The sequence below is a fragment of the Rubrivivax gelatinosus IL144 genome (genome assembly GCF_000284255.1).
Lineage (GTDB): Bacteria > Pseudomonadota > Gammaproteobacteria > Burkholderiales > Burkholderiaceae_C > Rubrivivax > Rubrivivax gelatinosus_A.
On the sequence record NC_017075.1, the window covers coordinates 108,265 to 133,218 of the forward strand.

Genomic DNA, 24,954 nt, shown 5'->3' on the forward strand with positions numbered 1-24,954 from the left:
CGGACTGTGCCATGCCCGGCCTGCAAGGAATGCTGCGCCGCAGTAATCTTGCCGGCATGAGCACCCTCTTCGACCCTATCCGCTACGGCGACATCGATGCCGGCTCGCGCATCGTCATGGCCCCGCTGACCCGCAACCGCGCCAGCGCCGGCCAGGTTCCCAACGACCTGATGGTCGAGTACTACCGCCAGCGTGCGAACCCGGCCACCGGCGCCGGCCTGATCGTCACCGAGGCGGCGCAGATCTGCCCCGAAGGCCAGGGCTACCTGGACACGCCGGGGATCTACTCGCCCGAGCAGGTCGCCGCCTGGCGCCGCATCGCCGAGGCGATCCACGCCGAAGGCGGCCGCGCCGTGATCCAGCTCTGGCACGTCGGCCGCATCTCGCACGTCTCGCTGCAGCCCGGCGGCGTGGCGCCGGTGTCGTCCACGGCACGCCCGGCCAAGTCCAAGACCTTCACCGCCGACGGCTTCGTCGACTGCTCGGCGCCGCGTGCGCTGCGCACCGACGAGATCCCGGGCATCGTCGCCGCCTACGTGCACGCCGCACGCTGCGCCGTCGAGGCCGGCTTCGACGGCGTCGAGGTGCATGCCGCCAACGGCTACCTGATCGAGCAGTTTCTGCGCGACAGCATCAACGACCGCACCGACGCCTACGGCGGCTCGCCCGAGAACCGCGTGCGCCTGTTCGTCGAGGTGCTGACGGCGGTGGCCGGCGCCATCGGCGGCGGCCGCACCGGCGTGCGCATTTCGCCGGTGACGCCGGTCAACGACGCCGCGCAGGACAGCGACGCGCAGTCGCTGTACGCGCTGGCGCTGGACAAGGTCGCCCACCTGGGCCTGGCCTTCGTGCACGTCGTCGAAGGCCAGACCGGCGGCGCGCGCGACGTCGCGCCCTTCGACTACGCCGCGCTGCGCCGCCACTTCGCCGGCGCGTGGATCGTCAACAACGGCTACGACCGGGAGATGGCGCTGCAAGCCGTGGCCTCGGGCGCGGCCGACGCGGTGGCCTTCGGCCGGCCGTTCATCGCCAACCCCGACCTCGGCCTGCGCCTCAAGCGCGGCGCGGCGCTGAATGCGCTGAACGTGCCCAAGCTCTACGGCGGCGGGGCCGAGGGCTACACCGACTACCCGACGCTGGATGCCGCCAGCGCCTGAGGGCGCTGATTCCACGGCGCGGGCGCGGCGCATCGCCGCCACGCTCGCGCTGGCGGTGCTGGCCGCGCTCGGCGCCCAGGCCGTCGGGCTGCCGCTGCCGTGGATGCTGGGGCCGCTGCTGGCGACCGCCGCCTTCGGCGTCGCCGGCCGCCCGGTGGCGGCGTCGCAGCGGCTGCGCAATCTCGGGCTGGCGCTGCTGGGCGTCGCGCTCGGGCTGTATTTCACGCCGCCGGTCGTCGCCCTGATCGGCCGGCTGGCGCCGGCCATCGCCGCCGGCGTCGTCTGGGCGCTGGCGCTGGGCTACGTCTTCTACCGCGTGCTGCTGGCGCGCCACGGCGGCGAGCGCGCGACCTGCTTCTACGCCGCGGCGATCGGCGGCGCCTCGGAGATGGCGCTGCTGGCCGAACGCGCCGGCGGCCGTGTCGACCAGGTCGCCGCGGCGCATTCGCTGCGCGTGCTGCTGGTCGTGACCATCGTGCCGGTGGCGCTGAAGCTGCTGGGCGTTCATGGCCTGGACGCGGCGAGCACGGCCTCGGCCACGGTGCGCCCGCTGGGCCTGCTGATGCTGGCTGCGGGCGCCGCCGTGGCGGTCTGGATCCTGTGTCGGCTGAAGGCGCCGAACCCCTGGGTGCTGGGGCCGCTGCTCGCGACCGCCTTGCCGACGGCGCTGGGCGCCGAGCTGTCGGCGCTGCCGCCGGGCACCAGCGGCTTCGCGCAGCTCGTCATCGGCGTCGCGCTGGGCATCCGCTTCACGCCGGAGTTCGCGCACGCGGCGCCGCGCTGGCTGGCCAGCGTCGCCGCCGGCACGCTGGCGATGCTCGTGGTTTCAGCCGGTTTCGCCGCGCTGCTGGCACGCGCCACCGGCCTGCACCCGGCGACGGCGCTGCTGGCGACGACGCCCGGCGGCATCGCCGAGATGGCGATCACGGCCAAGGTGCTGCAGCTCGGCGTGCCGGTCGTGACGGCGTTCCAGGTCGTGCGCTACGTCGCGGTGCTGACGCTGATGCCGGTGCTGTACCGCGCCGAATGCCGGCGCGTCGGCCTCAGGCCTTGACGCGGGCGCGGAACAGTTCGCGGATGCTCACTTCGCGCGGGCCCGGCACCAGCTCGAAGTTCTGGCCGGCGGCGATCGTGCCCGGCTCGATCACCGCCAGGTAGCTGCCGCAGAAACCCGACTGCGCCATCAGCTTGGAGGCCTGCGCGAAACCCATCACCGCGTTGAACTTGAAGCAGGGGAAGCGCGGCTCGCTGACGGCCAGCACGCAGCCGGGGAAGACGAGCCGGTCGCCGACGTAGAGGCCGTCCTCGAGCACGCCTTCGAGCGTCAGGTTCTCGCCCAGCGCGCCCGGCGGCAGCGAGTCGTCCCAGCCCGAGACCTGGGCCTGCGCGCGCACCGTGCGCCAGAACGCGTAGTGCTCGCTCGGGTAGGCGTAGACGGCCTTGCTCAGCCCGCCGTGCACCGACAGGTCGGCCTGCTCGTCGCCGGCCAGGCCCAGCGGCTGCACGGCCACCTCGCCCTCGACCGGACGCTTGTCGATTGCCGTCAGCACCTTGCGCTGGCCGATCAGGCGTTCGTGCGCCAGCCCGACGTTGACGCTGAGCAGCTTCATCGTGAATACCCGCCCCGCAGTGCGGTGCGCGGCATTGAACTATTCAGAATTTGCATAGGGTTGTCAGTCGTCGTGGGTACGAGGCGATTACATTGTTCGCGCACTTTATGTTGAGCCCGGGAGGGCCCCGGGGCGGGCGGCATCCGGTGAACTTCTCCGCAAGGGGGAGCTGACCTGATTCCGCCTTTTTTGACTGTCCGAAGAGAACTGGAGTGTCCATGAACCGTCCCGCGATGGAAGGCCTGCAGCTGAACGTGCCCGAGTACGTCAAGCACAGCCGCCTGGTGGCCTGGGTGGCCGAGATCGCCGCGCTGACTGAAGCCGCCGACATCCACTGGTGCGATGGCTCCGAAGCCGAGTACGACGCGCTGTGCGCACGCCTGGTCGAAGCGGGCACGATGCAGCGCCTGAACCCGGCGCTGCGCCCCAACAGCTACCTCGCCAAGAGCGACCCGAGCGACGTCGCACGCGTCGAGGACCGCACCTTCATCTGCAGCGCCAAGAAGGAAGACGCCGGCCCGACCAACAACTGGATGGCCCCGGCCGAGATGCGCGCGCTGCTGCAGACCGGCGAGAAGGCGCTGTTCAAGGGCGCGATGAAGGGCCGCACGCTCTACGTCATCCCGTTCTCGATGGGCCCGCTGGGCTCGCACATCGCCCACATCGGCGTCGAGCTCAGCGACAGCGCCTACGTCGCGACGAACATGCGCCTGATGACGCGCATGGGCAAGGCCGTGTACGACGTGCTCGGCAGCGACGGCGAGTTCGTGCCCTGCGTGCACACCGTCGGCGCGCCGCTGGAGCCGGGCCAGCAGGACGTCTCCTGGCCCTGCAACAAGACCAAGTACATCGTGCACTACCCCGAGACGCACGAGATCTGGAGCTACGGCTCGGGCTACGGCGGCAACGCGCTGCTGGGCAAGAAGTGCTTCGCGCTGCGCATCGCCTCGACGATGGGCCGCGAGCAGGGCTGGCTGGCCGAGCACATGACGGTGCTGGGCGTCACCAGCCCCGAGGGCCGCAAGTACCACATCGCCGCCGCCTTCCCGAGCGCCTGCGGCAAGACCAACTTCGCGATGCTCGTGCCGCCGGCCGGCTACGACGGCTGGAAGGTCACGACCATCGGTGACGACATCGCCTGGATCAAGCCGGGTGCGGACGGCCGCCTGTACGCGATCAACCCCGAGGCCGGCTACTTCGGCGTCGCCCCGGGCACGAACTACAAGACGAATCCGAACTGCATGGATTCGATCAAGGGCGACACGATCTTCACCAACGTCGCGCTGACCGACGACGGCGACGTCTGGTGGGAAGGCATGACCGACACGCCGCCGGCGCACCTGATCGACTGGCAAGGCAAGGACTGGACGCCGGCCATCGCCAAGGAGACCGGCGCCAAGGCCGCGCACCCGAACGCGCGCTTCACGGTGTCGTCGATCCACAACCCGGTGCTCGACGCCGACTACGACAACGCCGCCGGCGTGCCGATCGACGCTTTCGTCTTCGGCGGCCGCCGCTCCACGACCGTGCCGCTGGTGACCGAGGCGCGCAACTGGACCGAAGGCGTCTACATGGCCGCGACGATGGGCTCGGAGACGACCGCCGCCGCCGCCGGTGCGCAAGGCGTCGTGCGCCGCGACCCGTTCGCGATGCTGCCGTTCTGCGGCTACAACATGGCCGAGTACTTCCAGCACTGGCTGGACACCGGCGCCAAGCTGCAGTCGCAAGGCGCCAAGCTGCCGCGCATCTACTGCGTCAACTGGTTCCGCAAGGGCGCCGACGGCAAGTTCGTCTGGCCGGGCTACGGCGACAACATGCGCGTGCTGGAGTGGATGCTCAAGCGCGCCGACGGCACGGCCGGCGACGGCGTCGAGAACGTCTTCGGCGTCAGCCCGCGCTACGAAGACCTGCGCTGGGACGGCCTGGCCTTCACGAAGGAACAGTTCGACAGCGTGATCGGCGTCGACCCGGAAGCCTGGAAGCAGGAGCTCAAGCTGCACGCCGAACTCTTCAAGCAGCTCGCCGCCGGCCTGCCGGCCGAACTGCCGGCGACGATGGCGCGCATCGAGGAGCGCCTCTCGGCCTGATCCCCCGCCGGCGCCGTGCCCGTCACGGCCCGTGCGAGACTGCGACGCCCGGCTCCGGCCGGGCGTTTTTCTTTGCTGCACGCGCCACGATGAAGATCCAGCTGCTGTCGGACCTGCACCTCGAAAGCGAGAGCTTCGACCCCGAGCCCGCGCCCGGCGCCGAGCTGCTGGTGCTGGGCGGCGACATCGACGCGACCTGGACCGCCTACGAACGTTTCGCCGGCTGGCCGGTGCCGGTGCTGGTCGTCGCCGGCAACCACGAGTTCGACGGCCGCGAGCTCGACGAAGCCTGGCCGCAACTGGCCGAGACCTGCGCACGCCACGGCCTGAAGCTGCTGGAGCGCGAGACCGTCGTCGTCGAAGCCGCCGACGGCCGCCGCATCCGCTTCGCCGGCACCGTGCGCTGGAACGACTTCGACCTCTTCGGCGCCGCCGAGCGCGAGCGTTCGCAGCGCGCCGCCGCCTATTTCATGCGGCTGATGGACGCGCGCCGCGGCGGCCAGCCTTTCGACGTGCAGGCGGTGCGTACCGAAGCGCTGGCCTGCCGCGCCTGGCTGGAAGCGACGCTCGCCGAGCCGGCGCGCGGGCGCTGGGACGCCAGCGTCGTCGTCACCCATTTCGCGCCCAGCCTGAAGAGCGCCGATCCGCGCTACGGCCGCCAGCCGGCGACGGCGAGCTTCTGCAACGCCGACGACGACCTGATCGTGCGTGCCGACCTGTGGCTGCACGGCCACCTGCACTGCCGCCACGACTACCGCGCCGGCGCGCGGCCCGGCCGCGTCGTCTGCCAGGCGCGTGGGCTGGCGAAAAAAGGCGAGCACGAAGGGCTGGACCCGTTCAAGCTGATCGAGATCTGAGCCCGCTGCTGGGGAGAAGGCAGCCGGCGCGGCGGCTCGGTGCCACACTCGGTGCACCATAACAAGGAGACCGAGCGCATGAAGATCCTCGCCGCCGTCGATGGCAGCCCGTTCACCAAGCGCATGCTGGCCTATCTCGCCGCACACGACGACTGGTTCGGCGGCCAGCACGAGTACACCGTCGTCAACGCCGTCGGCCCGGTGCCGCCGCGCGCCGCGGCGGTGCTCGACAAGGCCGTGCTGAAGTCCCACTACGAGGACGAGGCCGAGAAGGTGTTCAAGCCGATCCGTGCCTTCTTCCAGAAGCAGGGCATCAAGGCGAACTACGTCTTCAAGGCCGGCCCGGCAGCCGAGGTCATCGTCGCGCAGGCCGAGAAGGGCGACTACGACCTTCTCGTGCTCGGCTCGCACGGCTACGGCAGCTTCGCCAACCTCGTGCTCGGGTCGGTGGCGACCAAGGTGCTGGCGCGCTGCAAGACGCCGGCGCTCTTGATCCGCTGAGTCAGCCGGCTGCGCGCGGGCGCAGCCCGTTCATGCAGACCGCGAGCACCCACTCGACGATCTGCTCGTCGCTGTAGCGGCCGCCGGCCTTCAGATAGGCCGGCACCGGGTCGCAGGCGCGAGCGAAGATCGTGTACAGCGCCACCTCGGGCGGCAGCGCCGGGTCGATGTCGCCGTCGGCCTGGGCCTGCACGATCCACTCGCCCAGGCGCTCGCTGACGTCCATCAGCAGGTCCAGGTAGGCCTTGTTGGCCAGCAGCTCGGCACGCAGCGTCGAGTTCTGCGAGGGCAGCGACGGCATCTCGCCGGCGATCTGCAGGTGCAGCGCCCAGCGTGTCACCGAGGCCAGCCGGTCGACGGCACGTTCGGCGTCCTGGCTCTCGACGATGCTGCGCGTCTGCTCGAGCAGCCGCACCATCGCCGCGGCGGCCAGGGCCTCCTTCGACGGGAAGTGTTTGTACAGGCTCGCCTTGGCGATGCCGACGTCGGCCGCCACCTCGTCGACCGTCATCAGGTCGAAGCCTTTTTCGGCGAGCAGCCGATTGACCGAGGCGACGATCGCGTCTTCGCGAACCCTCAGCACCTGTTCGCGAAACGACAGTCTTGCCATGCGGAAATTCTATCGGCGCCGCCGGGCGCCGGCCGGTGGGAGGACGCTGCTCAGCCTGCCGGGGAGGGCGCGGGAGCGGCGGCGGGATGTTGCGCCGCCGGGGCGTGCAGGGCGCGCGCTTCCTCCTCGGCCTGCAGCACGGCTTCGAGGCCGAAGCAGGTGCCGAGATCCGCGGCGTCGGGCACGTGGTGACGGGCCGCCGGGTGCGTGCGCCGCGTCAGGCGGCGCCACCAGCCGGTCGTGCGTGCTGCGGTCATGTCTCGTCTCCTCGTGTTGCCCTCTGTTACCAGCATCGGCGGTGGCGGCGCCGCGTGGAGTCAGGGTTGTCCCGTGAACGCGTGACGGCGTGACGAAGTGCACGGCGGCGATGCGGGGGCGTGACGGCGTCACTACAATCCGCGCCCCTTCGGCGAACGGCAACCCCCATGAACCCAGCATCCGGCTTCGCCGCGATCGACTTCGGCACCTCGAACTCGGGCATCGCCCTGCCCACGCCCGACGGCGTGCGCCTGGTCGAACTCGAACCCGGCCATCCGACGATGCCGACGGCGGTCTTCTATCGCCTCGACGAGGAGCACCCGGCGGCCGAGCCGACGCGGCTGTACGGCCGCGCCGCGATGGCGGCCTACGTCGAAGGCTACGACGGGCGGCTGATGCGCTCGATGAAGAGCCTGCTCGGCACCTCGCTGCTCGAGCAGACGACCGACCTCGGCGGCGGCCACTCGGTGCGTTATGTCGACGTCGTCGTCGGTTACCTGCGCCACCTGAAGCGTGCCGCCGAAGCCTCGGCTGGCGCGCCGCTGTCGCGTGTGGTGCTGGGCCGCCCGGTGTTCTTCGTCGACGACGACCCCGAGCGCGACGCCCTGGCCGCGGCGGCGCTGGAGGCCGCGGCGCGTGCCGCCGGCTTCGCCGAGATCGCCTTCCAGTACGAGCCGATCGCCGCCGCGCTGGACCACGAACGCCACGTCGCCGCCGAGGAGCTGGTGCTCGTCGCCGACATCGGCGGCGGCACCTCGGACTTCTCGATCGTGCGGGTCGGCCCCGAGCGCCGCGGCCGCGCCGACCGGCGCGACGACATCCTCGCCAACCACGGCGTGCACGTCGCCGGCACCGACTTCGACCGCCGCATCGAGCTCGACACGCTGATGCCGCTGCTCGGCTACCGCAGCTTCGGGCCGGCCGAAGCCGGCCGCGCGCCGCGCGAGGTGCCCAGCCGGATCTACTTCGACCTCGCGACCTGGCACCTGATCAACACCGTCTACAACCCGGCCCGCGTCGCCGAGCTGCGCCGGCTGAAGAGCTGGTACGCCGACACGCTGCTGCACACGCGGCTGATGACGGTCGTCGAACATCGCCTGGGCCACGCCATGGTTGCCGAGGCCGAGCGCGCGAAGATCGAGGTCGCCGGTGCCGGGGCGGCCGAAGTCGACCTGTCGCTGGTCGAGTCCGGGCTGGCGACGACGGTGGAGTCGGCGGCGGTGGCCGCGGCGATCGAGTCCGACCTCGAACGCATCGTCGAGGCCGCGCGCGAGACGCTGCGCCGCGCCGGCGTCGCCGCCGAATCGGTCGGCACGCTGTACTTCACCGGCGGCTCGACCGGGCTGAACGCGCTGGTCGAACGCATCGCCGCCGCCTTCCCGGCGGCGCGCCGCGTGCGCGGCGACCGCTTCGCGAGCGTCGCGCAGGGTCTGGGCCTGCACGCGCGCGCGTTCTTCTCTTAAGACGGACGGCGCGGCTTGGCGCCGCGGCGCGCGGCCGGGCGCTTGGCGGCCGGTGCGGCCGCGGCGGCCCGCGGGCGCGAGACGTCGGCGATCAGCATCAGCGCGCGCACCAGGTCCTGCACCGCCTCGGCCAGGTCCTCGGCCGGCTCCAGCGTCTCGATGACGGCGACCAGCGCGTCGGCGTCCTCCAGGTCCTCGGGGTCGAAGTGGCGGTACAGCAGGGCCAGCGGCTCGACGAGTTCCGGATCTTCGATGGCCATCAGCGCCGGGAACAGCTCCATCGCCGCGGCGAAGCCGGCGACCCAGGGCAGCACCGCCTCGGACGGCGGCGCGTCTTCGTCGAGCTCGAAGATCCAGGGGTCGAACCAGTCGCGTGCGGCGACGGCGCGTTCGATCTCGGCGTGGCGCCGGCGCACCAGGGCGTGCAGCTCGGTGGTCGGGTAGGTCGCCGGCAAGGCGCGGCCTTCGAGGTCGCTCACCCAGCGCAGCCACTGCGCCGGCGGCACGGTCTGCGGCTGCAGCACGACGCCGGCCAGAAAGCCGTCGAGCGCGACCGCGTCCAGCGGCTCCAGCGGCTCGGGCACGCGGTCGAGAAGGCTCTGCAGCCGGGTGATGTCGGCGTCGGTCAGCGGGGTCGTGTTCATCGGGGCATCCCGTCCCCTCGGGTGGGGATGGTGGGTCGGGCAGGGCGCCGCTACATTGCGCGGCCTGGGGAGTCGGCAATTGTGGTGCATGCGCCCGCCGGTTCCACAGGTCCCAACGACGTCCTTTTCGAAGGACTTGCAGGGCCCGCCTTCATCGGCGGGCCTTTTTTTTGCTCGCCTGCCGCCCGGTCGCGTGCGCCACATGTCGCCGCCGGGTGGCGGCACTAGACTGGTGGCCCGCCTTTCGTCTTCCCAGCCTTCCTGTTCAGGAGCCGTTTCCCATGGGCGCACCCGAAGCCTTCACCGCCACCGCCGACATCGGCCACTGGATCGCCGGCCAGCCCACGCCCGGCACCGGGGCGCGCTCGCAGCCGGTCTACAACCCCGCCACCGGCGCCGTCGCGCGCCGCGTGCGCCTTGCGGAGCCGGCCGACGTCGCCGCGGCGGTCGCCGCCGCCGTCGCTGCCCAGCCGGCCTGGGGCAACACGCCGCCGATCCGCCGCGCGCGTGTGATGAACAAGTTCCTCGCGCTGCTCAACGAGCACCGCGACACCCTGGCGGCGATGATCACCGCCGAACACGGCAAGGTCTTCACCGACGCCCAGGGCGAGGTCGCACGTGGCATCGACATCGTCGAGTTCGCCTGCGGCATCCCGCAGCTGTTGAAGGGCGACTACACCGACCAGGTCTCCACCGGCATCGACAACTGGACGCTGCGCCAGCCGCTGGGCGTGGTCGCCGGCATCACGCCGTTCAACTTCCCGGCGATGGTGCCGTGCTGGATGTTCCCGGTGGCGCTGGCCTGCGGCAACGCCTTCATCCTCAAGCCCAGCGAACGCGACCCCAGCGCCAGCCTGTTCATGGCGCAGCTGCTGAAGGACGCCGGCTTGCCCGACGGCGTGTTCTCGGTCGTGCAGGGCGACAAGGTCGCGGTCGACGCGCTGCTCGTGCATCCGGACGTCAAGGCCGTGTCCTTCGTCGGCTCGACGCCGATCGCCCAGTACATCTACGAGACCGGCGCCCGCCACGGCAAGCGTGTGCAGGCGCTGGGCGGGGCCAAGAACCACATGGTCGTGATGCCCGACGCCGACCTGGACCAGGCCGTCGACGCGCTGATCGGCGCCGGCTACGGCTCGGCCGGCGAGCGCTGCATGGCGATCTCGGTGGCGGTGCTGGTCGGCGACATCGCCGACCGCATCGTGCCCAAGCTGGCCGAACGCGCGCGCACGCTGAAGATCAAGAACGGCATGGAGCTCGACGCCGAGATGGGCCCGATCGTCACGCGCGAGGCGCGCGACCGCATCGAGGGCTACGTCGCCACCGGCGTCGAAGAAGGTGCGACGCTGGTCGTCGACGGCCGCGGCTTCAAGGCGCCCGGCCTCGAGGACGGCTTCTGGACCGGCGGCACGCTGTTCGACCACGTCACGCCGGCTATGCGCATCTACCGCGAGGAGATCTTCGGCCCGGTGCTGGCCTGCGTGCGCGTGAAGGACTTCGCCGAGGCGCTGGCACTCGTCAATGCCCACGAGTACGGCAACGGCGTCGCCTGCTTCACCAGCGACGGCGGCGTGGCGCGCGAGTTCGCCCGCGGCGTCGAAGCCGGCATGGTCGGCATCAACGTGCCGATCCCGGTGCCGATGGCCTGGCACGGCTTCGGCGGCTGGAAACGCAGCCTGTTCGGCGACCTGCACGCCTACGGCGAAGAAGGCGTGCGCTTCTACACGCGCCAGAAGAGCGTGATGCAGCGCTGGCCGGCGAGCATCGGCAAGGGCGCCGAGTTCGTCATGCCGACGGCCAAGTGAACGCCGACGACGGCCCCGATACGCTCGGCGCGCAGCTCGCCGAGGTGGCGCGGCTGCGCGAGGCCGGCGATCTGGCCGCCGCGCGCGACGCCGCGCGGGCCGTCTTCCGCGCTGCTGCCGAGGCGGGCGCCGACGACATCGCGCTCGAAGCCGGCCTCGCCTGTTACGCGCTGGACCTGCGCCTGGGCGACCACGTCGGCATGCTCGACGACGGCGCGCTGCTGCGCCCGCGGCTGGAGGCCAGCGGCCGCCGCCGCGACCTCGGAGACCTGCTGCGGCGCATGGTGCTGTCGGCCTGCGAGCTGGCACGTTTCGACCTCGCGCTGGCGCTGGCCCACGAAGCCTGCGAAGCCGCACGCGACCAGGCCGACGACCGCGAGCTGGCGCTGTCGCTGGCGGCGCTGGGCGCGTGTTTCGAGCGCATGGGCGACTCCTGGCAGGGCGAGCGCCTGATGTCCGAGGCGCTGGGCGTCGCGCAGCGCGTCGACGAGCCCTACGTGCGCTTGGCGGTGCTGAACAACCTGTGCGCGGTCTGCATCGGCCGCTTCTACCGCATGCGCGGCGTCGATGACGACGACGCGCTGGCCGCGGTCGAACGCGCCGTCGTGCACGCGCAGGCGGCGCAGGCGCTGCTGCCGCTGCTGCCCGACCCGCTGTTCGGCGTCTTCGTCGACGGCAACCTCGGCGAGGCGCTGCTGCATGCCGGCCGCCTCGACGAGGCCGCGCCGCTGCTGCAGGACGCGCTGGCGCGCAGCCGCACGCACGGCTTTCACGCCCAGACCTGGCGCATCACCTGCTCGATCGCCGAGCTGGAGATCAAGCAGGCGCTGCCGCGGGAGGCGCTGGCGCGGCTCGACGCCATCGCCCCGGCGGCCATCGCCGCCCGCCAGCATGCGACGCTGATCCGCCTGCACCAGACGATCTACCGCGCCGCGCGTGACCTGGGCGACACCTATCGCGCGTTGCGCGCGCTGGAAGCCCACGAACGCCTGGAGCGCGAACGTGCGACGCGCCAGCTGCGCGCCCAGTCGGAGCTCTTCGTCACGCGCGCCGAGACCGAGCGCGTGCGCCAGGAGGCGCTGGCCGCCCGCGAACACGCGCAGCGCTTCCGCGACGAGGCCCGGCGCGACGCGCTGACCGGGCTGGCCAACCGGCGCGACCTGCAGGAGCAGCTCCCGGTGCGCCTGGTGGCCGCGGCCGCGCAGCGGCGCGCGGTGTCGCTGGCCGTCATCGACCTGGACCACTTCAAGCGCATCAACGACCGCTACGGCCACGCGCTCGGCGACCGCGTGCTGGTCGCCATCGCGCGCCTGCTGCGCGAGGGCCTGCGCCAGAACGACGTGCTGGCGCGTGTCGGCGGCGAGGAGTTCGTCGTCGTGCTGTTCGACACCCCGCCGGCGCTCGCGCTGGAGGTGCTGGAGCGCTTGCGCCACCGCATCGAGGACCATGCCTGGCAGGCCAAGGCCGATGGGCTTGCGGTGACGCTGTCGATCGGCGTCGCGCACGCGCCGGGCTACGAGCTGGCGCCGCTGTTCGAACGCGCCGACCGCGCGCTCTACCGCGCCAAGGCCGACGGCCGCAACCGGCTCGTCGTCGCCGAACCGGCCCAGGCCTAGAGCTTCTCGGTCTCGCCGCTGCGTGGCTGCCAGCGCATCAGCCGGCGCTCGGCGAAGCCGACCACGGCGTCGAGCAGCAGCGCGAAGGCCGTCAGCACGACGATGCCGGCCATCACGGTGTTGATGTCGAAGGTGCCCTCGGCCTGCAGGATCAAGTAGCCGACGCCCTGGGCCGAGCCCAGGTACTCGCCGACGACGGCGCCGACGAAGGCCATGCCGACGCTGGTGTGCAGGCTGCTGAACACCCAGCTCGTCGCGCTGGGCAGGTAGACGTGGCGCAGCAGCTGGCGGCGGCTGGCGCCGAGCATGCGCGCGTTGGCCAGCACCACCGGGCTCACTTCCTTGACGCCCTGGTAGACGTTGAAGAAGACGATGAAGAACACCAGCGTCACGCCGAGCGCGACCTTGGAGCCGACGCCCAGCCCGAACCAGACGGCGAAGATCGGCGCCAGGATGATGCGCGGCATCGAGTTCGCCGCCTTCACGTAGGGTTCGAGGATCGCCGAGGCCGTCGGCGCCAGCGCCAGCCACAGGCCGGTGGCCAGGCCGCTGGCCGCGCCGATGGCGAAGGCCAGCACCGTCTCCAGCAGCGTGATGCCGAGGTGGCGGTAGATGTCGGCGTCGCTGACGAACCAGGCCCAGATGCGCTGCAGCACCTTCACCGGCTCGCCGAAGAAGAAGGCCGCCTGCTGGTCGTCGGCGAACAGGAAGGGCGGCACCAGCCCGGGCACCGTCATCAGGTGCCAGAAGCCGAACAGCGCCGCGAGCAGCGCCGCCTGCGCAGCGCGCAAACCGATGCCGCGGCGCATCACGCGCCCTCCAGCTGCTGGGCGTAGCCCTTGAGCACTTCCTCGCGCAGCACGTCCCAGATCGCGGCGTGCAGCTCGATGAAGTGCGGCGTGGTCTTGATCTCGGCGACGTCGCGCGGGCGTGCGATGTCGATCCTGAACTCGCCGATCGGCCGCGCCGCGGGGCCGGCGGACAGCACGACGACGCGGTCGCTCATCGCGATCGCCTCGTCCAGGTCGTGGGTGATGAACAGCACCGCCTTGCGCTTCTCGGCCCACAGCGCGAGGACCTCGTTTTCCATCAGCTGGCGGGTCTGGATGTCCAGCGCGCTGAAGGGCTCGTCCATCAGGATCACGTCGGGGTCCAGCGCCAGCATCTGCGCCAGGCTGACGCGTTTGCGCATGCCGCCGGAGAGCTGGTGCGGGTAGCGGTCGCCGAAGAGCCCCAGGCCGACGCGGCGCAGCCAGGCTTCGGCGATCTCGCGGGCGCGCGGCTCGCCGCGGAACTCCAGCCCGGCCATCACGTTGCCCAGCGCGGTGCGCCAGGGCATCAGGCTCTCGGCCTGGAACAGGTAGCCGGCGCGCGTGTTGAGCCCTTGCAGCGGCCGGCCGAAACACGCGACGCTGCCGGTGCTGGGCGCCAGCAGCCCGGCGGCGACGTTGAGCAGCGTGCTCTTGCCGCAGCCGGTGGGGCCGACGACCGAGACGAACTCGCCGGCGCCGACCGTGAGGTCGACGTCGCGCACCGCGGTGTAGCGCTGGCCGGGCGCGTGGCGGGCGACGAAGGTGCAGGAGACGCCGCGCAGGGCGAGCGCGGGCGGGCCGGACGAACGGTCGGGGTCGGTCATGCGGGGGCGACAGGAGGCGGCGCTCGCCGCCGGTTCAGCCGTTCGGGTACTTCGTGTTCGCCCGCCGGACGAAGTCGTTCGTCCAGGCCGCGGGCAGGTCGAACTTGGCGCTCTTGAGCGACTCGTCGATGCTCTGCAGCGCGCGCAGCGCGGTCGCCGCGCCGGCTTCGGGGATCGTGCCGTCGGGCGACAGCGCGCCCTTGGCGGCGAGGAAGGCGTCGACGTAGATCGCGCGGTCGCCGAGCTGGTAGCTCTCGGGCACGGCCTTCAGGATGTCGCCGGCCCCGGCCTTCTGGATCCATTTGTCGGCGCGCACGATGGCGTTGGCCAGCGCCTGCACCGTCGTCGGGTTCCGGTCGACGAAGGCCTGCGGCGCGTACAGGCAGCCGGCCGGCATCGGCCCGCCGAAGAGCTTGTCGGCCTCGGCGACGATGCGCGTGTCCGAGACGATGCGGATCTCGTTGCCGCGGCGCAGCAGCGAGATCACCGGGTCGAGGTTGCTGATCGCGTCGATCTGCCCGGCGCGCATCGCCGCCACCGCACCCTGCGAGGCGCCGACGCCGACGATGGACACGTCGCTCGGCCTGAGCCCGGCGCGCGCCAGGAAGTAGTTGACCATCACGTTGGTCGACGAGCCCGGCGCGGTGACGCCGATCTTCTTGCCCTTCAGGTCGGCCGGCACGCGGTAGCCGGGCAGCGTCTTCGGGTTCACGCCCAGAACCACCTGCGGCGCGCGGCCCTGCAGCACGAAAGCGCGCAGGCGCTGGCCCTTGGCCTGCATGTTGACCGTGTGCTCGAAGGCGCCCGAGACGACGTCGGCGCTGCCGCCGACCAGCGCACGCAGCGCCTGGGCGCCGCCGGCGAAGTCGACGATCGAGACGTCCAGGCCCTCGGCCTTGAAGTAGCCCAGCTGCTCGGCCAAGGTGAGCGGCAGGTAATACAGCAGGTTCTTGCCGCCGACGGCCAGCGTCAGCTTCGGCTTCTCGAGCGTCTGGGCGCGCACGAGCGCCGGAGCGCCGATCGCGGTCGCGCCGGCGGCGAGGAGGAGATGGCGTCTGGAAGTCATGCGGCCACTCTAGTCCAGGGCTTTGCCGCTGCCCCTAGGAGCGATCCATGATTCGCACGCGGCCTGTCACCGACGCGGCAGGCCGGCGCGGGGCGCCGGCGGCGGTCGGCCGGCGGGCGCGGCGCCACGCGGCGCTGTTGGACGGCCTGCGGTGGCTGCAGACCCACGCGCCGCGCTTTCTTGTGGCTAAATGGTCGTCATCTGCCGGCATCTTTTGAACCGACTGTTTGACCTGGAGAGGTTTTGTTTCCACTTTCCAGGTGCAGGATGGTCGGAACCGCCCGAATACACGACATGAGCACGATCACCGCCCGCCCCCAGACGCTGGCCGAGGAGGTCGCCAACGCGATCAGCCACGGCATCGGATTCCTGCTCGCCGTGGCTTCGCTGCCGATCCTGGTGGTGTTCTCGGGCCCACGCGCGGGCACGGGCTACGTCGTCGGCGCCTGCGTCTTCTCGGTGACGATGATGGTGCTGTACCTGGCCTCGTCTGTGTACCACGCGCTGCCGGCCGGGCGGCTCAAGCAGTGGTTCCAGCGCGTGGACCACGCGGCGATCTTCCTCTTCATCGCCGGCAGCTACACGCCGTTCGCGCTGGGGCCGCTGCACGGCGCCTGGGGCTGGTCGCTGCTCGTCGCGGTATGGGCCATCGCCATCGTCGGCATCGTCGCCAAGGCCTTCGACCGGCTGGCGCACCCGCTGTGGTCCACCGGCCTGTACGTCGGCATGGGCTGGCTGGTGCTGGTGGCGATCGGGCCGCTGGTCGCGCACATGTCGACCGTCGGGCTGGTGATGCTGGTCGCCGGCGGCCTGGCCTATACCGGCGGCGCGGTCTTCTACCTGCTGGACAGCCGCCTGCGCTTCGCGCACTTCGTCTGGCACCTGTTCGTCATCGCCGGCAGCGTCTGCCACTTCTTCGCCGCGCTGCTGCACGCGGCCGGCACCCCGGCCTGAACGGCAGCGCTCAGCGCTGCGCGTACTCGCGCAGCAGCGCCAGCAGCGACGCCGCCGCGGCCTGCGTCTGCTCGCCGCGGTGGCGCATCCAGGGCAGCACCAGGAAGTCCGCCTGGTCGGCCACCGAGCCCCAGTGGCGCGCCCCGGGCACACGCGTGCGCAGGTCCTCGTAGCGCGTGCGGATCGCCGCCAGCCGTCCGGCGAGGCCGGCGTCGGGATCGTCGCCGCGCCCCAGCGCCTGCATCACGTCGAGCTCGATCAGCCCGGCGGCGGCCCAGAACTCCGGCTGCTCGGCCATGCGCCGCTCCAGCGACTGGCGCACGTCGTTCCAGCCGGCGCCGTCGGGCCCGTTCCAGTCGCCCTCGGCGGCATGCAGCGCGATCTCGGCGGCCAGGCGGTTGGCGCCGGGGTAGTAGAGCTCGTCGCTGTGCTGCTCGCGCGCCAGCGCCTCGGCGGCGAAGTAGGCCGCGTGCATCGCCTCCAGCGCCGCGCGTTCGCCGGCCGCGTCGCCGGCCAGGCGCTCCAGCATCACCCGGCGCTTGTGCGCCGAGCCGAGCAGCGACCAGCGCTCGACCGTGGGCTGCAGCGCCAGCAGCCGCTCGAGCTGTTCCACCGCGGCCTGCATCGCGCCGCGTGCCGTCTCCAGGGCCTCGCGGCCCGGCGCCGCGGCCCGCGTCGCGCGGCGCCCGCGTGCCGACGCCGGTGCCGCGGCGGCCTCGCGCGCGGCGCGCTCGACCTGGCCCCAGGCCTGGCGCGCGCGCAGGTTGGCCAGCTGTTCGGCGGCGCGCAGCGAGGCGCTGCCGTCGTTGGCCGCCAGCGCGCGCTCGTACCAGGCGATGGCGCGCTCGGGGTCGCCGTTCTCGCTCCAGGCCACGCCGAAGGCTTCGGCGATCGCGCCCATGCCGCCCCAGCGGGGCTGGAAGCGTGTCTCCAGCCGCAGCAGGTGCTCGCTGCGGGCGCCCTGGCCGTCCTGGGCGCCGAACTTGGCGTCGGTCGCGATCTCCTCCAGCGTCAACGCCAGCCCGACCGGCGAGGAGATCTCGTCGTCCACCGCCTGGGCCGCGCTCGGCGCCACCTGGGCGTCGCCGGTGCGCGCGCGGAAGCTCCAGTCCGGGTCGCCGTAGCACTGGTAGGCCGCCCAGGTGTTGCCGCCGGCCAGCCAGGCGGCCTGCCGGGCGCGGGCCACGGCCTCGATGAAGGGCTCGCCGCTCAGCAGCGCGCGGTACAGCGTGGTCGCGAACTGCTGTGCCGGCTCGTCCTCGACGGCCCAGCCGGCGGCGACGACGCAGCGCACGCCGATGGCGATCAGCGCCTCGGCGACGGTGGCGGCGAAGCGGCTGCGGTCGAAGGAGGGCGGTACCAGCAGCTCCTTCTCGTCGCGTTCGGCGAGGTGGCAGCAGTTGACGAACACCAGCTCGGGCACGGTGCGCATGGCCTCGATCTCGGCGGCGCCGAGCACGGTGCCGCCGGACAGCACGACGCCGCCGGCCTCGCCGGGCTCGCCGTGGCCGGCGATGTGCACGATGCGGTAGCGCCGCTCCAGCAGCGCGTTGACGACCGGCAGCGCGTCCTGGCCGCCTTCGTCGGTGGCGATCAGCGCGTTGACACGATCGGCGCCGACGCCGGCCGGGCCGCGGAACAGCGCCGCCACCGCCTGCGCCTCGGCGCGGGCGCCGGGCAGGCGCGGGAAGTTGCGCGGCGCGCACGAGGGCTCGCCGATGATCAGCACCGCGTCGTCGGCGTTGGCGTCGACGACGCGTTCGCGGTAGTTGCCGGTGCGCAGCTTGCGCAGCAGCCGGCTGCGGATCGCCCAGGGCCAGGGGTTGCCGCCCGGCGCGGTGGCGTCGGGCGCGTCCAGCAGCTCCCAGGGGATGCCGGCGGTGGCGCTGTCGAGTTCGAGCAGCGTGCTCGTCGTGCCGCCCAGGAAGGGCTCCAGCTCGACCGGCACGAGCAGCTGGAACAGCGTGCGGCCCAGCCGCGGGTCGTCGTTGTCGTCGCGCGCCGCGCAGGAGACGATCTCGGCGACCAGCGCACGCTGCGTCTTGCGTGCACGCACCTCGCTGCGCGCGCGGCGCGAGTCCAGCGTGAAGTCGATGAAGCCGGCCTGCGCCGCGGTGACGCGGATGAAGTCGTAGTCGGCGCCGCGATAGGCGTCCAGCGAACGCCGGAGCGCGCCCAGGCCGCTGGCGATGGTCTCGTCGAGCTCCAGCGTGCCCGGCGCCGCGGTGACCTGCACGCGCAGGCCCTTCCAGGCCTCGGCGGCGCGTTCGAGGAACAGCTCGACCAGCGTCAGCCGCTGCACGCAGGGCCAGTTGGCGCGGGCCAGCAGGATGTTCGCGTCGCGCACGCCCTGCGCGATGGCGCGCGCCGCCCCGCCCGGCGAGATGCCCAGGCCGCCGCTGCCCAGCAGCGTCGCCGCGAGTTCGAAGCCGCTGCCGCCGCCTTCCTCGACCAGGCGCAGCGCCCAGGCCAGCACGCCCTGGCGCACGCTGCCGGCGAGCTCGTCGGTCGACAGCCCGCCTTCGGGCCCCAGGCCGACGACGATCACCGCTTCGGGCCGCGGCACCAGCGCGCCGCGCTCGGCCAGCGGCGACGGGTTGAGGAAGACCTGGCAGCTGCCCAGCGCGTTCGGGTACAGGCCCAGCCCCAGCGCCTGGTTCATCGCGCCGCCGATCATGCGGTCGACGGCACGCTCGGTGCCTTCCAGGCGCAAGGACTCGTAGTGGCCGACGAGCAGCGGCTGGCGCACGAAGCACAGGTTGCCGTTGTGCACGGTGACGCGCAGCGCCGGCGCGGCGCGGCGCTGCGGCGCCTCGGCGGCGGCGGCCGGCCGCAGGAAGACCGAACCGGGGCTGCCGGCGGGCAGCGCGTCGGCGCTGCTGCCGCGCGCCGGACGGCTGCGCACGTGGGCCACCGCGCCGCGTGTGGCGGCCAGCGGCGCCAGCCGCGCCGTGTCGCCGCGCTCCAGCAGCTCGGCGTAGGCCTCGAACGCCTCGGCGCGCGAGGGCAGCGCGCCGTGCTCGCAGTCCAGCGTCCAGGTGCGCACGCCGGGCAGCAGCGCCGAAGGCAGCGGCACGCGGCCGTCGCCGCCGTCCACCGCGTCGAGGTAGACGAGGCCGCTGTCGCGCCACTCGTAGCCGTCGGGCGTGAACCTGGCGTGGCCGGTGACGAGCAGCAGCCGGTCGGCCACCGCGGGCAGCACCTCGTGCAGCTGGGCGTCCAGGCGCCGGCGCAGCGCCGCGGCACGGTCGAGCACCGGCTGCGGCGGCACGCCCCATTCGTAGGCCGGCACACGTTCGTCCCAGCCGTCGGAGGGCTGGTGCCAGGCGTTGAAGCGGCGCGCCGCGTCCAGGTCGCGCTGGGCGATGGCCTTCCAGGTGGCGGCGTTGCCGAGGTCGCGCGGGTCGTCGACGAGCCCGGCCTGCAGCTGCAGAAAGCCCGGGAAGCCGGCCATCAGCGTGCGTGCCTGGTGGTCGCGCAGCGGCAGGCCGAAGGCGGCCATCGCGTTGCCGAACGTGTCGTCGCCGGACAGTACCTGCATCGGCGACCACGAGCCGCCGTTGGGCGTGCCCAGCATCAGCAGGCGGCTGCCGGGCCGCTCCATCAGCCGCTGCCAGACGGCCGGGCGCTCGAGCTGCAGCGTGCGCGCCAGCAGCCCGCCCATCGAGTGCGCCAGCAGCCGCACCGGCTGGCCGCTGGCGGCGCGTGCGTCCAGCGCCTGCGTGACGGCGTCGGCCAGGCGCCGGGCTTCGTCTTCCAGCGGCCGGCGCCAGTCGTAGCCGAAGGGGATGACCTGGTGGGTGCGCTCCAGGTACTGCACGAGCTCGTCGTAGACCTCGCCCACCGGGCCGTCGGGCTCGACGCGGTCGGGCGTGTCGGGCTCGTACTTCAGCAGCGGCAGGCCGCCGAGGAAATGCGGCCCGAGCCAGATGCGCCGGCCGTCGACCTTGAGGTGGCTGCCGAGGATGCCGGGCAGCACGAAGACCGCCGGCAGGTCGGCGGCGACACGGCCGTCGGTCCGCGTGGTCGTCGTGCTGCCGCGCACGCCGCCGCTGTCGCGCCCGGCCCAGGACAGCGGTCCGATCGGGCCGAAGCCGTCCGGGCGGGCCTCGGTCAGCCCCTGGACGACGGCGTCGGCCGTGCGCCGGTTGCGGAAGTAGTCGAAGTGCGTGACCTTGCCGCCGCGGTCGAGCAGGAAGCTGGCACCGCCGGCGCGCGGCGTGCCGCCGTACATCGAGCGCGTCTGCACGACGATGTCGTTGTCGGTCCAGTAGAAGGCGTCGGCCAGCAGCGTCTTGACCCAGCTGCCCAGCGAGTCGCCCTGCAGGTCGCCGGCGACGACCCGCAGCTCGCCGGGGATCGTCGCGTCCGACAGGTTGAGCCACTGCACCAGCGGGTTGTCGGGCGTCATCGCCGCCAGGCCGGGCAGCTGCAGCCAGTTCTCGCGCCGCCGCGCGACCTCGCCGAGGAAGTCGACCAGCGTCGGCGCGACCGGGATCGCCGCCAGCTCCAGCGCCCACTTCAGCACCGAGACGTAGGCGTCGAGCCGGCGCGATGCGAGCAGCGTGCCGCGCGCCGGGCAGGCGACGCGCACGACGCGCTCGACGCTGACCTGGCGCTGCGCCAGCGCGTCGGCCAGGGCCTGCAGTTCCGGGCGCAGCACGCGCGCGGCCTCGCCCCAGTCGCCGGCCTGCGCCGCCAGGCGGTCGAAGTCGGCCAGCGCCGCGGCCGGGTCGGCGGCCATGCGCGCCAGCACCTCGGCGACGAGGCCGCCGCGCGAGTGCGTGACGAGGTGCAGGCGCAGCGGCTGGCCGGGCGCCAGGGCCTGCACCAGCGTCAGCGCGTTGCGCACCGGGCTCGCGCCCAGCGTCGGGTGGTCCAGCGCGTAGACCCGGCCGCCGTAGTGCTCGAACAGCCGCTGCACGCCTTGCGGGTGCTCGCTCCAGAGCTTGGAGAAGGTGCTCTCGGTGTCGACGAAGGTGCCGTGCGCCAGCACCAGCAGCGGCCCGCCGTCGGCGCGCGCGCCGATGCTGCCGGCGGCGCAGGCCGGGCGGCCCTTGAGCGCCGTCAGCGCGCCGGGCTCGAGCGCGTAGACCGCGTCGCCGGCCTGGCCGTCGACGTGGCGCGCGATGGCCTCGACGGCGGCGTCGGCCAGCGGCGCGCGCACGAGGTCGGTGAGGATCTCGACCGCGTCCAGCGCCGCGCCCTCGGGCAGCGCGAGGCCGCGTGTCGCGGCCAGCGGCTCCAGGCCGGCCCAGCGCAGCGCCACCGGCACTTCCACCTCGGCCGGCGCCGGCTGGCCGGCACCGCGTGTGGCCTGGGCCGCGCCGGCCTGGGCGAACAGCAGGTCGCGTGCGTTCTCCGGGTGCAGCACCAGCACCGGCCCGCCGGCCAGGTGCAGCGCGACGGCGTCCTGGCCGATGCGCGCGACGAGGCGCTGGCGGTCGGCGCCGGCGCGCAGCGCGGCGACGCGCACCGAGTCGAGCACCCGCCCGGGCAGCGTGCGGTTGCCGAGCGGCGCCGCCGCGCTGCCGGCGCCGCGCGAGGCGCGGGCGGGCACGATGAAGGTGATGCTGCCGGCGTCGGTGGCCATCTCGTTCCTCGGCGGTCGTCGTTGTGCGACCGAGCATCGCCGCAAAGCCCCGGGCCGGACAAGCCGCGGCGTCCGCCGGCCTAGGGGCGTCGTTCGACGAGCAGCGGCACGATCAGCAGCTGCGAGCGCAGGCGTTCGGCGGCGCGCTGGGCCTCGGCGCGTGTGGTGTACGGCCCGACCTGCACGCGGTAGGCGACGACGTCGTCGAAGACCGCGACCGCGAGGTCGCCGGCGGCGTCCAGCACCTGGCGGCGCAGCGTCGCCGCGCCCTCGGCCTGGCGGAAGGCGCCGAGCTGCAGCCAGAAGCCGGGGGCGGCGTCGGCGCCGGCCGCGCGCGCGGCCGGGGGCGCCGCGTCGCGTGCCGGCTGGCGCGCCTCGACGCCGGCGACCAGCGTCATCAGCGGGTCGGCGGCGTCGGGCGTGGCCGCGGCCAGCGCCGGCTCGGGCGCCGGCACGCTCTCCGGCGGCGGCGCGCCGCGGCGCCACAGGCCGGCGCGGATCTCGTCGTGCGTCAGCCGCCGCACCTCGACCGGCGCGACGCCGGCCAGCAGCCCCAGGCGCAGCGCCGCGGTGTAGCTGAGGTCGATGACGCGCCCGGCGACGAAGGGCCCGCGGTCGTTGACGCGCACCACGATCTCGCGCCCGTTGGCCGGGTTGCGCACCAGGGCGTAGCTGGGGATCGGCAGCGTCTTGTGCGCCGCCGTCATCGCGTACATGTCGTAGGGCTCGCCGCTGGACGTGGACTTGCCGTGGAAGGCCGTGCCGTACCACGAGGCCAGGCCGTTCTCGCTGAACGGCAGGTCGGCGTCCATCGGCACGTAGCGCTTGCCGAGCACCTCGTAGGGCTTGTTCGGGCCGCCGCGGCGCAGCGGCTCGACACGCGGCACGGCGTCGGGTGTCGACGACAGGTCGCCCGGCGGCCGCGCCGGGGCGCCGTCGCGGCCGGGCCTGCTCGCGCAGGCGGCCAGCAGCACGGCGGCGACGACGACGCTGGCGCGGCAGGCGTTGCGGACGAGGCGGGCGGCGGACATCGGCGGGCACTTTAGCGCCCCCTCGTCCATGCGGCGCGCTGACCTGCCGCGGCCGCCGCGGCGCGCCGCGGGCCTAGACTCCCGCCCGGCCACGAGCCGAGACCACACGAGAGCAACCCCGATGAGTTCGATCTTCCGCTGGCGCGAAGTGCGCCCCGCCCCCGGTGCCGTCGTCGCCCCCGACGAGCGCCTGCCCTGGCCGCAGACCGCGGCGATGGGCGTGCAGCACGTCATCGCGATGTTCGGCGCCACCGTGCTGGCGCCGATCCTGATGGGCTTCGACCCCAACCTGGCGATCCTGATGAGCGGCATCGGCACGCTCGTCTTCTATCTGATCACCGGCGGCCGGGTTCCCAGCTACCTGGGGTCGAGCTTCGCGTTCATCGGCGTGGTCATCGCCGCCACCGGCTTCGCCGGCCACGGCGCCAACGGCAACCTGGGCGTGGCGCTGGGCGGCATCATCGCCTGCGGCGCGGTCTACACGCTGATCGGCCTGATCGTGATGGCCATCGGCACGCGCTGGATCGAGGCCCTGATGCCGCCGGTGGTCACCGGCTCGGTGGTCGCGGTCATCGGCCTGAACCTGGCCGGGGTGCCGATCAAGAACATGGCGCCGACCTCGTTCGACGCCTGGATGCAGGGCGTGACCTTCGTCTGCGTCGCCGGCGTCGCGGTCTTCACGCGCGGCTTCACGCAGCGCCTGCTGATCCTCGTCGGCCTGATCGTCGCGAGCATCGTCTACGCCGTGCTGACCAACGGCATGGGCCTGGGCAAGCCGATCGACCTGTCGGGCGTGTCCAACGCCGCCTGGTTCGGCGCGCCGTCGTTCACCTCGCCGGTGTTCGACCCGAGCGCGATGCTGCTGATCTCTCCGGTGGCGATCATCCTCGTCGCCGAGAACCTGGGCCACCTGAAGGCCGTCGGCGCGATGACCGGCCGCGACCTGAACCCGGTGATGGGCCGCGCCTTCGTCGGCGACGGCGTCGCGACGATGATCTCCGGCTCGGCCGGCGGCACCGGCGTCACGACCTACGCCGAGAACATCGGCGTCATGGCCGCGACCAAGATCTACTCGACGGCGATCTTCGTCTGCGCGGCCGTGATCGCGCTGCTGCTCGGCTTCTCGCCGAAGTTCGGCGCGCTGATCCAGGCCATCCCGTTGGCGGTGATGGGCGGCGTGTCGATCGTCGTCTTCGGCCTGATCGCGGTGGCCGGCGCCAAGATCTGGGTCGACAACAAGGTCGACTTCTCGGACAACCGCAACCTCGTCGTCGCCGCGATCACGCTGGTGCTGGGCACCGGCGACTACACGCTGAAGTTCGGCGTCTTCACGCTCGGCGGCATCGGAACCGCCACCTTCGGCGCCATCCTGCTGTGGGCGCTGCTGGGCAAGCGCGAGGCGCACGGCTGAGGGCTCGCAACGCCCGCTCGCCAAGCCCGGCCTCGGCCGGGCTTTTTCATGTCCGGCGTGCAGCGTCTTGCGCGCCTGCGCAGCGCTTTGCGCACCTGCAGCCCGCCCGAGGCGGCCCTTTCCCTGCGGCGGCGCCGTCTTGCCGGCTGGCACGGGGGTTGCGAACATCCGGACGAGGCCGCCGACGTCCGGTGGCGATGCGAGGTTTCGACGTGTTCATCGACTACGACAGGACGCTGCGCCAGATCGAGGCCGAACTGGCCCGCCTCGGCATCGCGCTGGGCATCGACTGGCGCGACGAGTCGCGCGTGCGGGCGCTGGCGCGCGAGGTGATGGAGCACTGGCGCAACGGCGGCCGCTCGGCGCACGTCGACCGCCAGCAGATCCCGCGGCGCACGCTCTACGGCCTGGTCGGCCTGCTGGTGCTGACGATGCAGTGCGCGCCCGGCGCGGCCAGCGAACCCGACACCGTGCGCGAGTCGCTGGCGCGCGCCTTCGAGTCCATCCAGGGTCCCGGCTGACCCCCGCGTCGCCGCCCGGCGACGCCCTCTTTCCCGTCCTCGCGTTTCTCCGGCCCGGTCTCCCCCGGGCTTTTTTTTCGTCCTGCGTCGCCGCCGGGAGGCCTGCGCCTGCCCGCTCGGCCCTGCCTCAGCCCCCC

The 24,954-nt window shown here is 72.9% G+C and carries 21 protein-coding genes; 12 read left to right on the plus strand and 9 right to left on the minus strand.

Annotated features, from left to right (window positions below; all coding sequences use genetic code 11):
- The first annotated feature begins 56 nt into the window (after positions 1-56).
- Positions 57-1,157, plus strand: coding sequence for an alkene reductase (locus tag RGE_RS00500; RefSeq protein ID WP_014426340.1), 1,101 nt, complete (start codon positions 57-59; stop codon positions 1,155-1,157).
- On the plus strand, positions 1,141-2,211 hold the full coding sequence (locus RGE_RS00505; protein ID WP_014426341.1) for an AbrB family transcriptional regulator: 1,071 nt from the start codon (positions 1,141-1,143) through the stop codon (positions 2,209-2,211). Before RGE_RS00500 ends, RGE_RS00505 begins: the two co-directional genes overlap by 17 nt.
- Here the strand turns inward: RGE_RS00505 and RGE_RS00510 are convergent.
- Entirely contained in the window at positions 2,201-2,767 is a 567-nt protein-coding gene (locus tag RGE_RS00510; RefSeq protein ID WP_014426342.1) for an MOSC domain-containing protein, read from the minus strand. The genes RGE_RS00505 and RGE_RS00510 overlap by 11 nt on opposite strands.
- 218 nt (positions 2,768-2,985) lie before the next feature.
- Here RGE_RS00510 and RGE_RS00515 point away from each other — a divergent pair, with 218 nt between their 5' ends.
- The 3 genes from RGE_RS00515 to RGE_RS00525 all read left to right on the plus strand — a co-directional run bounded on the left by RGE_RS00515 (position 2,986) and on the right by RGE_RS00525 (position 6,212).
- Positions 2,986-4,854 carry a phosphoenolpyruvate carboxykinase (GTP) gene (locus RGE_RS00515; RefSeq protein WP_014426344.1) on the plus strand — a complete coding sequence of 623 codons (1,869 nt, stop codon included), beginning with the start codon at positions 2,986-2,988 and terminating at the stop codon, positions 4,852-4,854.
- An 89-nt stretch (positions 4,855-4,943) separates the two neighbouring features.
- Complete coding sequence (locus RGE_RS00520; RefSeq protein WP_014426345.1) at positions 4,944-5,711, plus strand: metallophosphoesterase; 768 nt, start codon at positions 4,944-4,946, stop codon at positions 5,709-5,711.
- A gap of 78 nt (positions 5,712-5,789) precedes the next feature.
- Complete coding sequence (locus tag RGE_RS00525; RefSeq protein ID WP_014426346.1) at positions 5,790-6,212, plus strand: universal stress protein; 423 nt, start codon at positions 5,790-5,792, stop codon at positions 6,210-6,212.
- 1 nt (position 6,213) lies between these two features.
- On the opposite strand, the gene RGE_RS00530 is transcribed toward RGE_RS00525, so the two are convergent.
- Together RGE_RS00530 and RGE_RS00535 are read right to left on the minus strand one after the other, a co-directional pair.
- Positions 6,214-6,822 carry a TetR/AcrR family transcriptional regulator gene (locus tag RGE_RS00530; RefSeq protein WP_014426347.1) on the minus strand — a complete coding sequence of 203 codons (609 nt, stop codon included), beginning with the start codon at positions 6,820-6,822 and terminating at the stop codon, positions 6,214-6,216.
- A gap of 50 nt (positions 6,823-6,872) precedes the next feature.
- Entirely contained in the window at positions 6,873-7,079 is a 207-nt protein-coding gene (locus RGE_RS00535) for a hypothetical protein (protein WP_014426348.1), read from the minus strand.
- A gap of 168 nt (positions 7,080-7,247) precedes the next feature.
- Between RGE_RS00535 and RGE_RS00540 the strand changes: the two genes are divergently transcribed.
- A complete protein-coding gene (locus RGE_RS00540; RefSeq protein WP_014426349.1) occupies positions 7,248-8,543 on the plus strand; it encodes an Hsp70 family protein in 1,296 nt (431 codons plus the stop codon).
- Here the strand turns inward: RGE_RS00540 and RGE_RS00545 are convergent.
- Entirely contained in the window at positions 8,540-9,187 is a 648-nt protein-coding gene (locus RGE_RS00545) for a YecA/YgfB family protein (RefSeq protein WP_014426350.1), read from the minus strand. The two genes, RGE_RS00540 and RGE_RS00545, sit on opposite strands and share 4 nt — an antisense overlap.
- Before the next feature lie 281 nt (positions 9,188-9,468).
- Between RGE_RS00545 and RGE_RS00550 the strand changes: the two genes are divergently transcribed.
- Positions 9,469-10,989 (plus strand): CoA-acylating methylmalonate-semialdehyde dehydrogenase, encoded by a 1,521-nt coding sequence (locus RGE_RS00550; RefSeq protein ID WP_014426352.1) that lies wholly within the window; start codon positions 9,469-9,471, stop codon positions 10,987-10,989.
- Positions 10,986-12,605 carry a GGDEF domain-containing protein gene (locus tag RGE_RS00555; protein ID WP_014426353.1) on the plus strand — a complete coding sequence of 540 codons (1,620 nt, stop codon included), beginning with the start codon at positions 10,986-10,988 and terminating at the stop codon, positions 12,603-12,605. The genes RGE_RS00550 and RGE_RS00555 overlap by 4 nt, the downstream gene beginning before the upstream one ends.
- Here RGE_RS00555 and RGE_RS00560 read toward each other — a convergent pair.
- From RGE_RS00560 to RGE_RS00570, 3 genes are all read right to left on the minus strand, one after another.
- The gene (locus RGE_RS00560) at positions 12,602-13,342 is read right to left on the minus strand and encodes an ABC transporter permease (protein ID WP_232505042.1); all 741 of its coding nucleotides are present in this window, start codon (positions 13,340-13,342) and stop codon (positions 12,602-12,604) included. The two genes, RGE_RS00555 and RGE_RS00560, sit on opposite strands and share 4 nt — an antisense overlap.
- Positions 13,343-13,413: 71 nt before the next feature.
- A complete protein-coding gene (locus tag RGE_RS00565; protein ID WP_014426355.1) occupies positions 13,414-14,241 on the minus strand; it encodes an ABC transporter ATP-binding protein in 828 nt (275 codons plus the stop codon).
- A gap of 34 nt (positions 14,242-14,275) precedes the next feature.
- Positions 14,276-15,307, minus strand: a complete 1,032-nt coding sequence (locus RGE_RS00570; protein ID WP_014426356.1) for an ABC transporter substrate-binding protein — start codon at positions 15,305-15,307, stop codon at positions 14,276-14,278.
- 47 nt (positions 15,308-15,354) lie between these two features.
- On the opposite strand from RGE_RS00570, the gene RGE_RS24225 reads away from it, so the two are divergent.
- Positions 15,355-15,525 carry a hypothetical protein gene (locus RGE_RS24225; protein WP_158443083.1) on the plus strand — a complete coding sequence of 57 codons (171 nt, stop codon included), beginning with the start codon at positions 15,355-15,357 and terminating at the stop codon, positions 15,523-15,525.
- Positions 15,526-15,601: 76 nt separating this feature from the next.
- The gene (trhA, locus tag RGE_RS00575; protein ID WP_014426357.1) at positions 15,602-16,261 is read left to right on the plus strand and encodes a PAQR family membrane homeostasis protein TrhA; all 660 of its coding nucleotides are present in this window, start codon (positions 15,602-15,604) and stop codon (positions 16,259-16,261) included.
- A gap of 10 nt (positions 16,262-16,271) precedes the next feature.
- Here trhA and RGE_RS00580 read toward each other — a convergent pair whose 3' ends face one another.
- Both RGE_RS00580 and RGE_RS00585 read right to left on the minus strand, forming a co-directional pair.
- Positions 16,272-21,854, minus strand: coding sequence for a DUF7379 domain-containing protein (locus RGE_RS00580; protein ID WP_014426358.1), 5,583 nt, complete (start codon positions 21,852-21,854; stop codon positions 16,272-16,274).
- Positions 21,855-21,934: 80 nt separating this feature from the next.
- Positions 21,935-22,885 (minus strand): septal ring lytic transglycosylase RlpA family protein, encoded by a 951-nt coding sequence (locus RGE_RS00585; protein WP_014426359.1) that lies wholly within the window; start codon positions 22,883-22,885, stop codon positions 21,935-21,937.
- 121 nt (positions 22,886-23,006) lie between these two features.
- On the opposite strand from RGE_RS00585, the gene RGE_RS00590 reads away from it, so the two are divergent.
- Both RGE_RS00590 and RGE_RS00595 read left to right on the plus strand, forming a co-directional pair.
- Positions 23,007-24,296 carry a solute carrier family 23 protein gene (locus RGE_RS00590; RefSeq protein ID WP_014426360.1) on the plus strand — a complete coding sequence of 430 codons (1,290 nt, stop codon included), beginning with the start codon at positions 23,007-23,009 and terminating at the stop codon, positions 24,294-24,296.
- A 197-nt stretch (positions 24,297-24,493) separates the two neighbouring features.
- On the plus strand, positions 24,494-24,817 hold the full coding sequence (locus RGE_RS00595; RefSeq protein WP_050985530.1) for a hypothetical protein: 324 nt from the start codon (positions 24,494-24,496) through the stop codon (positions 24,815-24,817).
- The last annotated feature ends 137 nt before the right edge of the window (positions 24,818-24,954 follow it).

What these genes read in the sequence shown, in the direction of transcription:
- RGE_RS00550 (WP_014426352.1), top strand. Translation starts at nt 9,469, where the DNA reads ATGGGCGCACCCGAAGCCTTCACCGCCACCGCCGACATCGGCCACTGG.
- RGE_RS00580 (WP_014426358.1), bottom strand. Translation starts at nt 21,854, where the DNA reads ATGGCCACCGACGCCGGCAGCATCACCTTCATCGTGCCCGCCCGCGCC.
- RGE_RS00515 (WP_014426344.1), top strand. Translation starts at nt 2,986, where the DNA reads ATGAACCGTCCCGCGATGGAAGGCCTGCAGCTGAACGTGCCCGAGTAC.
- RGE_RS00565 (WP_014426355.1), bottom strand. Translation starts at nt 14,241, where the DNA reads ATGACCGACCCCGACCGTTCGTCCGGCCCGCCCGCGCTCGCCCTGCGC.
- RGE_RS24225 (WP_158443083.1), top strand. Translation starts at nt 15,355, where the DNA reads ATGATTCGCACGCGGCCTGTCACCGACGCGGCAGGCCGGCGCGGGGCG.
- trhA (WP_014426357.1), top strand. Translation starts at nt 15,602, where the DNA reads ATGAGCACGATCACCGCCCGCCCCCAGACGCTGGCCGAGGAGGTCGCC.
- RGE_RS00585 (WP_014426359.1), bottom strand. Translation starts at nt 22,885, where the DNA reads ATGTCCGCCGCCCGCCTCGTCCGCAACGCCTGCCGCGCCAGCGTCGTC.
- RGE_RS00510 (WP_014426342.1), bottom strand. Translation starts at nt 2,767, where the DNA reads ATGAAGCTGCTCAGCGTCAACGTCGGGCTGGCGCACGAACGCCTGATC.
- RGE_RS00540 (WP_014426349.1), top strand. Translation starts at nt 7,248, where the DNA reads ATGAACCCAGCATCCGGCTTCGCCGCGATCGACTTCGGCACCTCGAAC.
- RGE_RS00505 (WP_014426341.1), top strand. Translation starts at nt 1,141, where the DNA reads ATGCCGCCAGCGCCTGAGGGCGCTGATTCCACGGCGCGGGCGCGGCGC.
- RGE_RS00560 (WP_232505042.1), bottom strand. Translation starts at nt 13,342, where the DNA reads ATGACGGTGCCCGGGCTGGTGCCGCCCTTCCTGTTCGCCGACGACCAG.
- RGE_RS00595 (WP_050985530.1), top strand. Translation starts at nt 24,494, where the DNA reads ATGCGAGGTTTCGACGTGTTCATCGACTACGACAGGACGCTGCGCCAG.
- RGE_RS00570 (WP_014426356.1), bottom strand. Translation starts at nt 15,307, where the DNA reads ATGACTTCCAGACGCCATCTCCTCCTCGCCGCCGGCGCGACCGCGATC.
- RGE_RS00590 (WP_014426360.1), top strand. Translation starts at nt 23,007, where the DNA reads ATGAGTTCGATCTTCCGCTGGCGCGAAGTGCGCCCCGCCCCCGGTGCC.
- RGE_RS00500 (WP_014426340.1), top strand. Translation starts at nt 57, where the DNA reads ATGAGCACCCTCTTCGACCCTATCCGCTACGGCGACATCGATGCCGGC.
- RGE_RS00520 (WP_014426345.1), top strand. Translation starts at nt 4,944, where the DNA reads ATGAAGATCCAGCTGCTGTCGGACCTGCACCTCGAAAGCGAGAGCTTC.
- RGE_RS00545 (WP_014426350.1), bottom strand. Translation starts at nt 9,187, where the DNA reads ATGAACACGACCCCGCTGACCGACGCCGACATCACCCGGCTGCAGAGC.
- RGE_RS00525 (WP_014426346.1), top strand. Translation starts at nt 5,790, where the DNA reads ATGAAGATCCTCGCCGCCGTCGATGGCAGCCCGTTCACCAAGCGCATG.
- RGE_RS00535 (WP_014426348.1), bottom strand. Translation starts at nt 7,079, where the DNA reads ATGACCGCAGCACGCACGACCGGCTGGTGGCGCCGCCTGACGCGGCGC.
- RGE_RS00530 (WP_014426347.1), bottom strand. Translation starts at nt 6,822, where the DNA reads ATGGCAAGACTGTCGTTTCGCGAACAGGTGCTGAGGGTTCGCGAAGAC.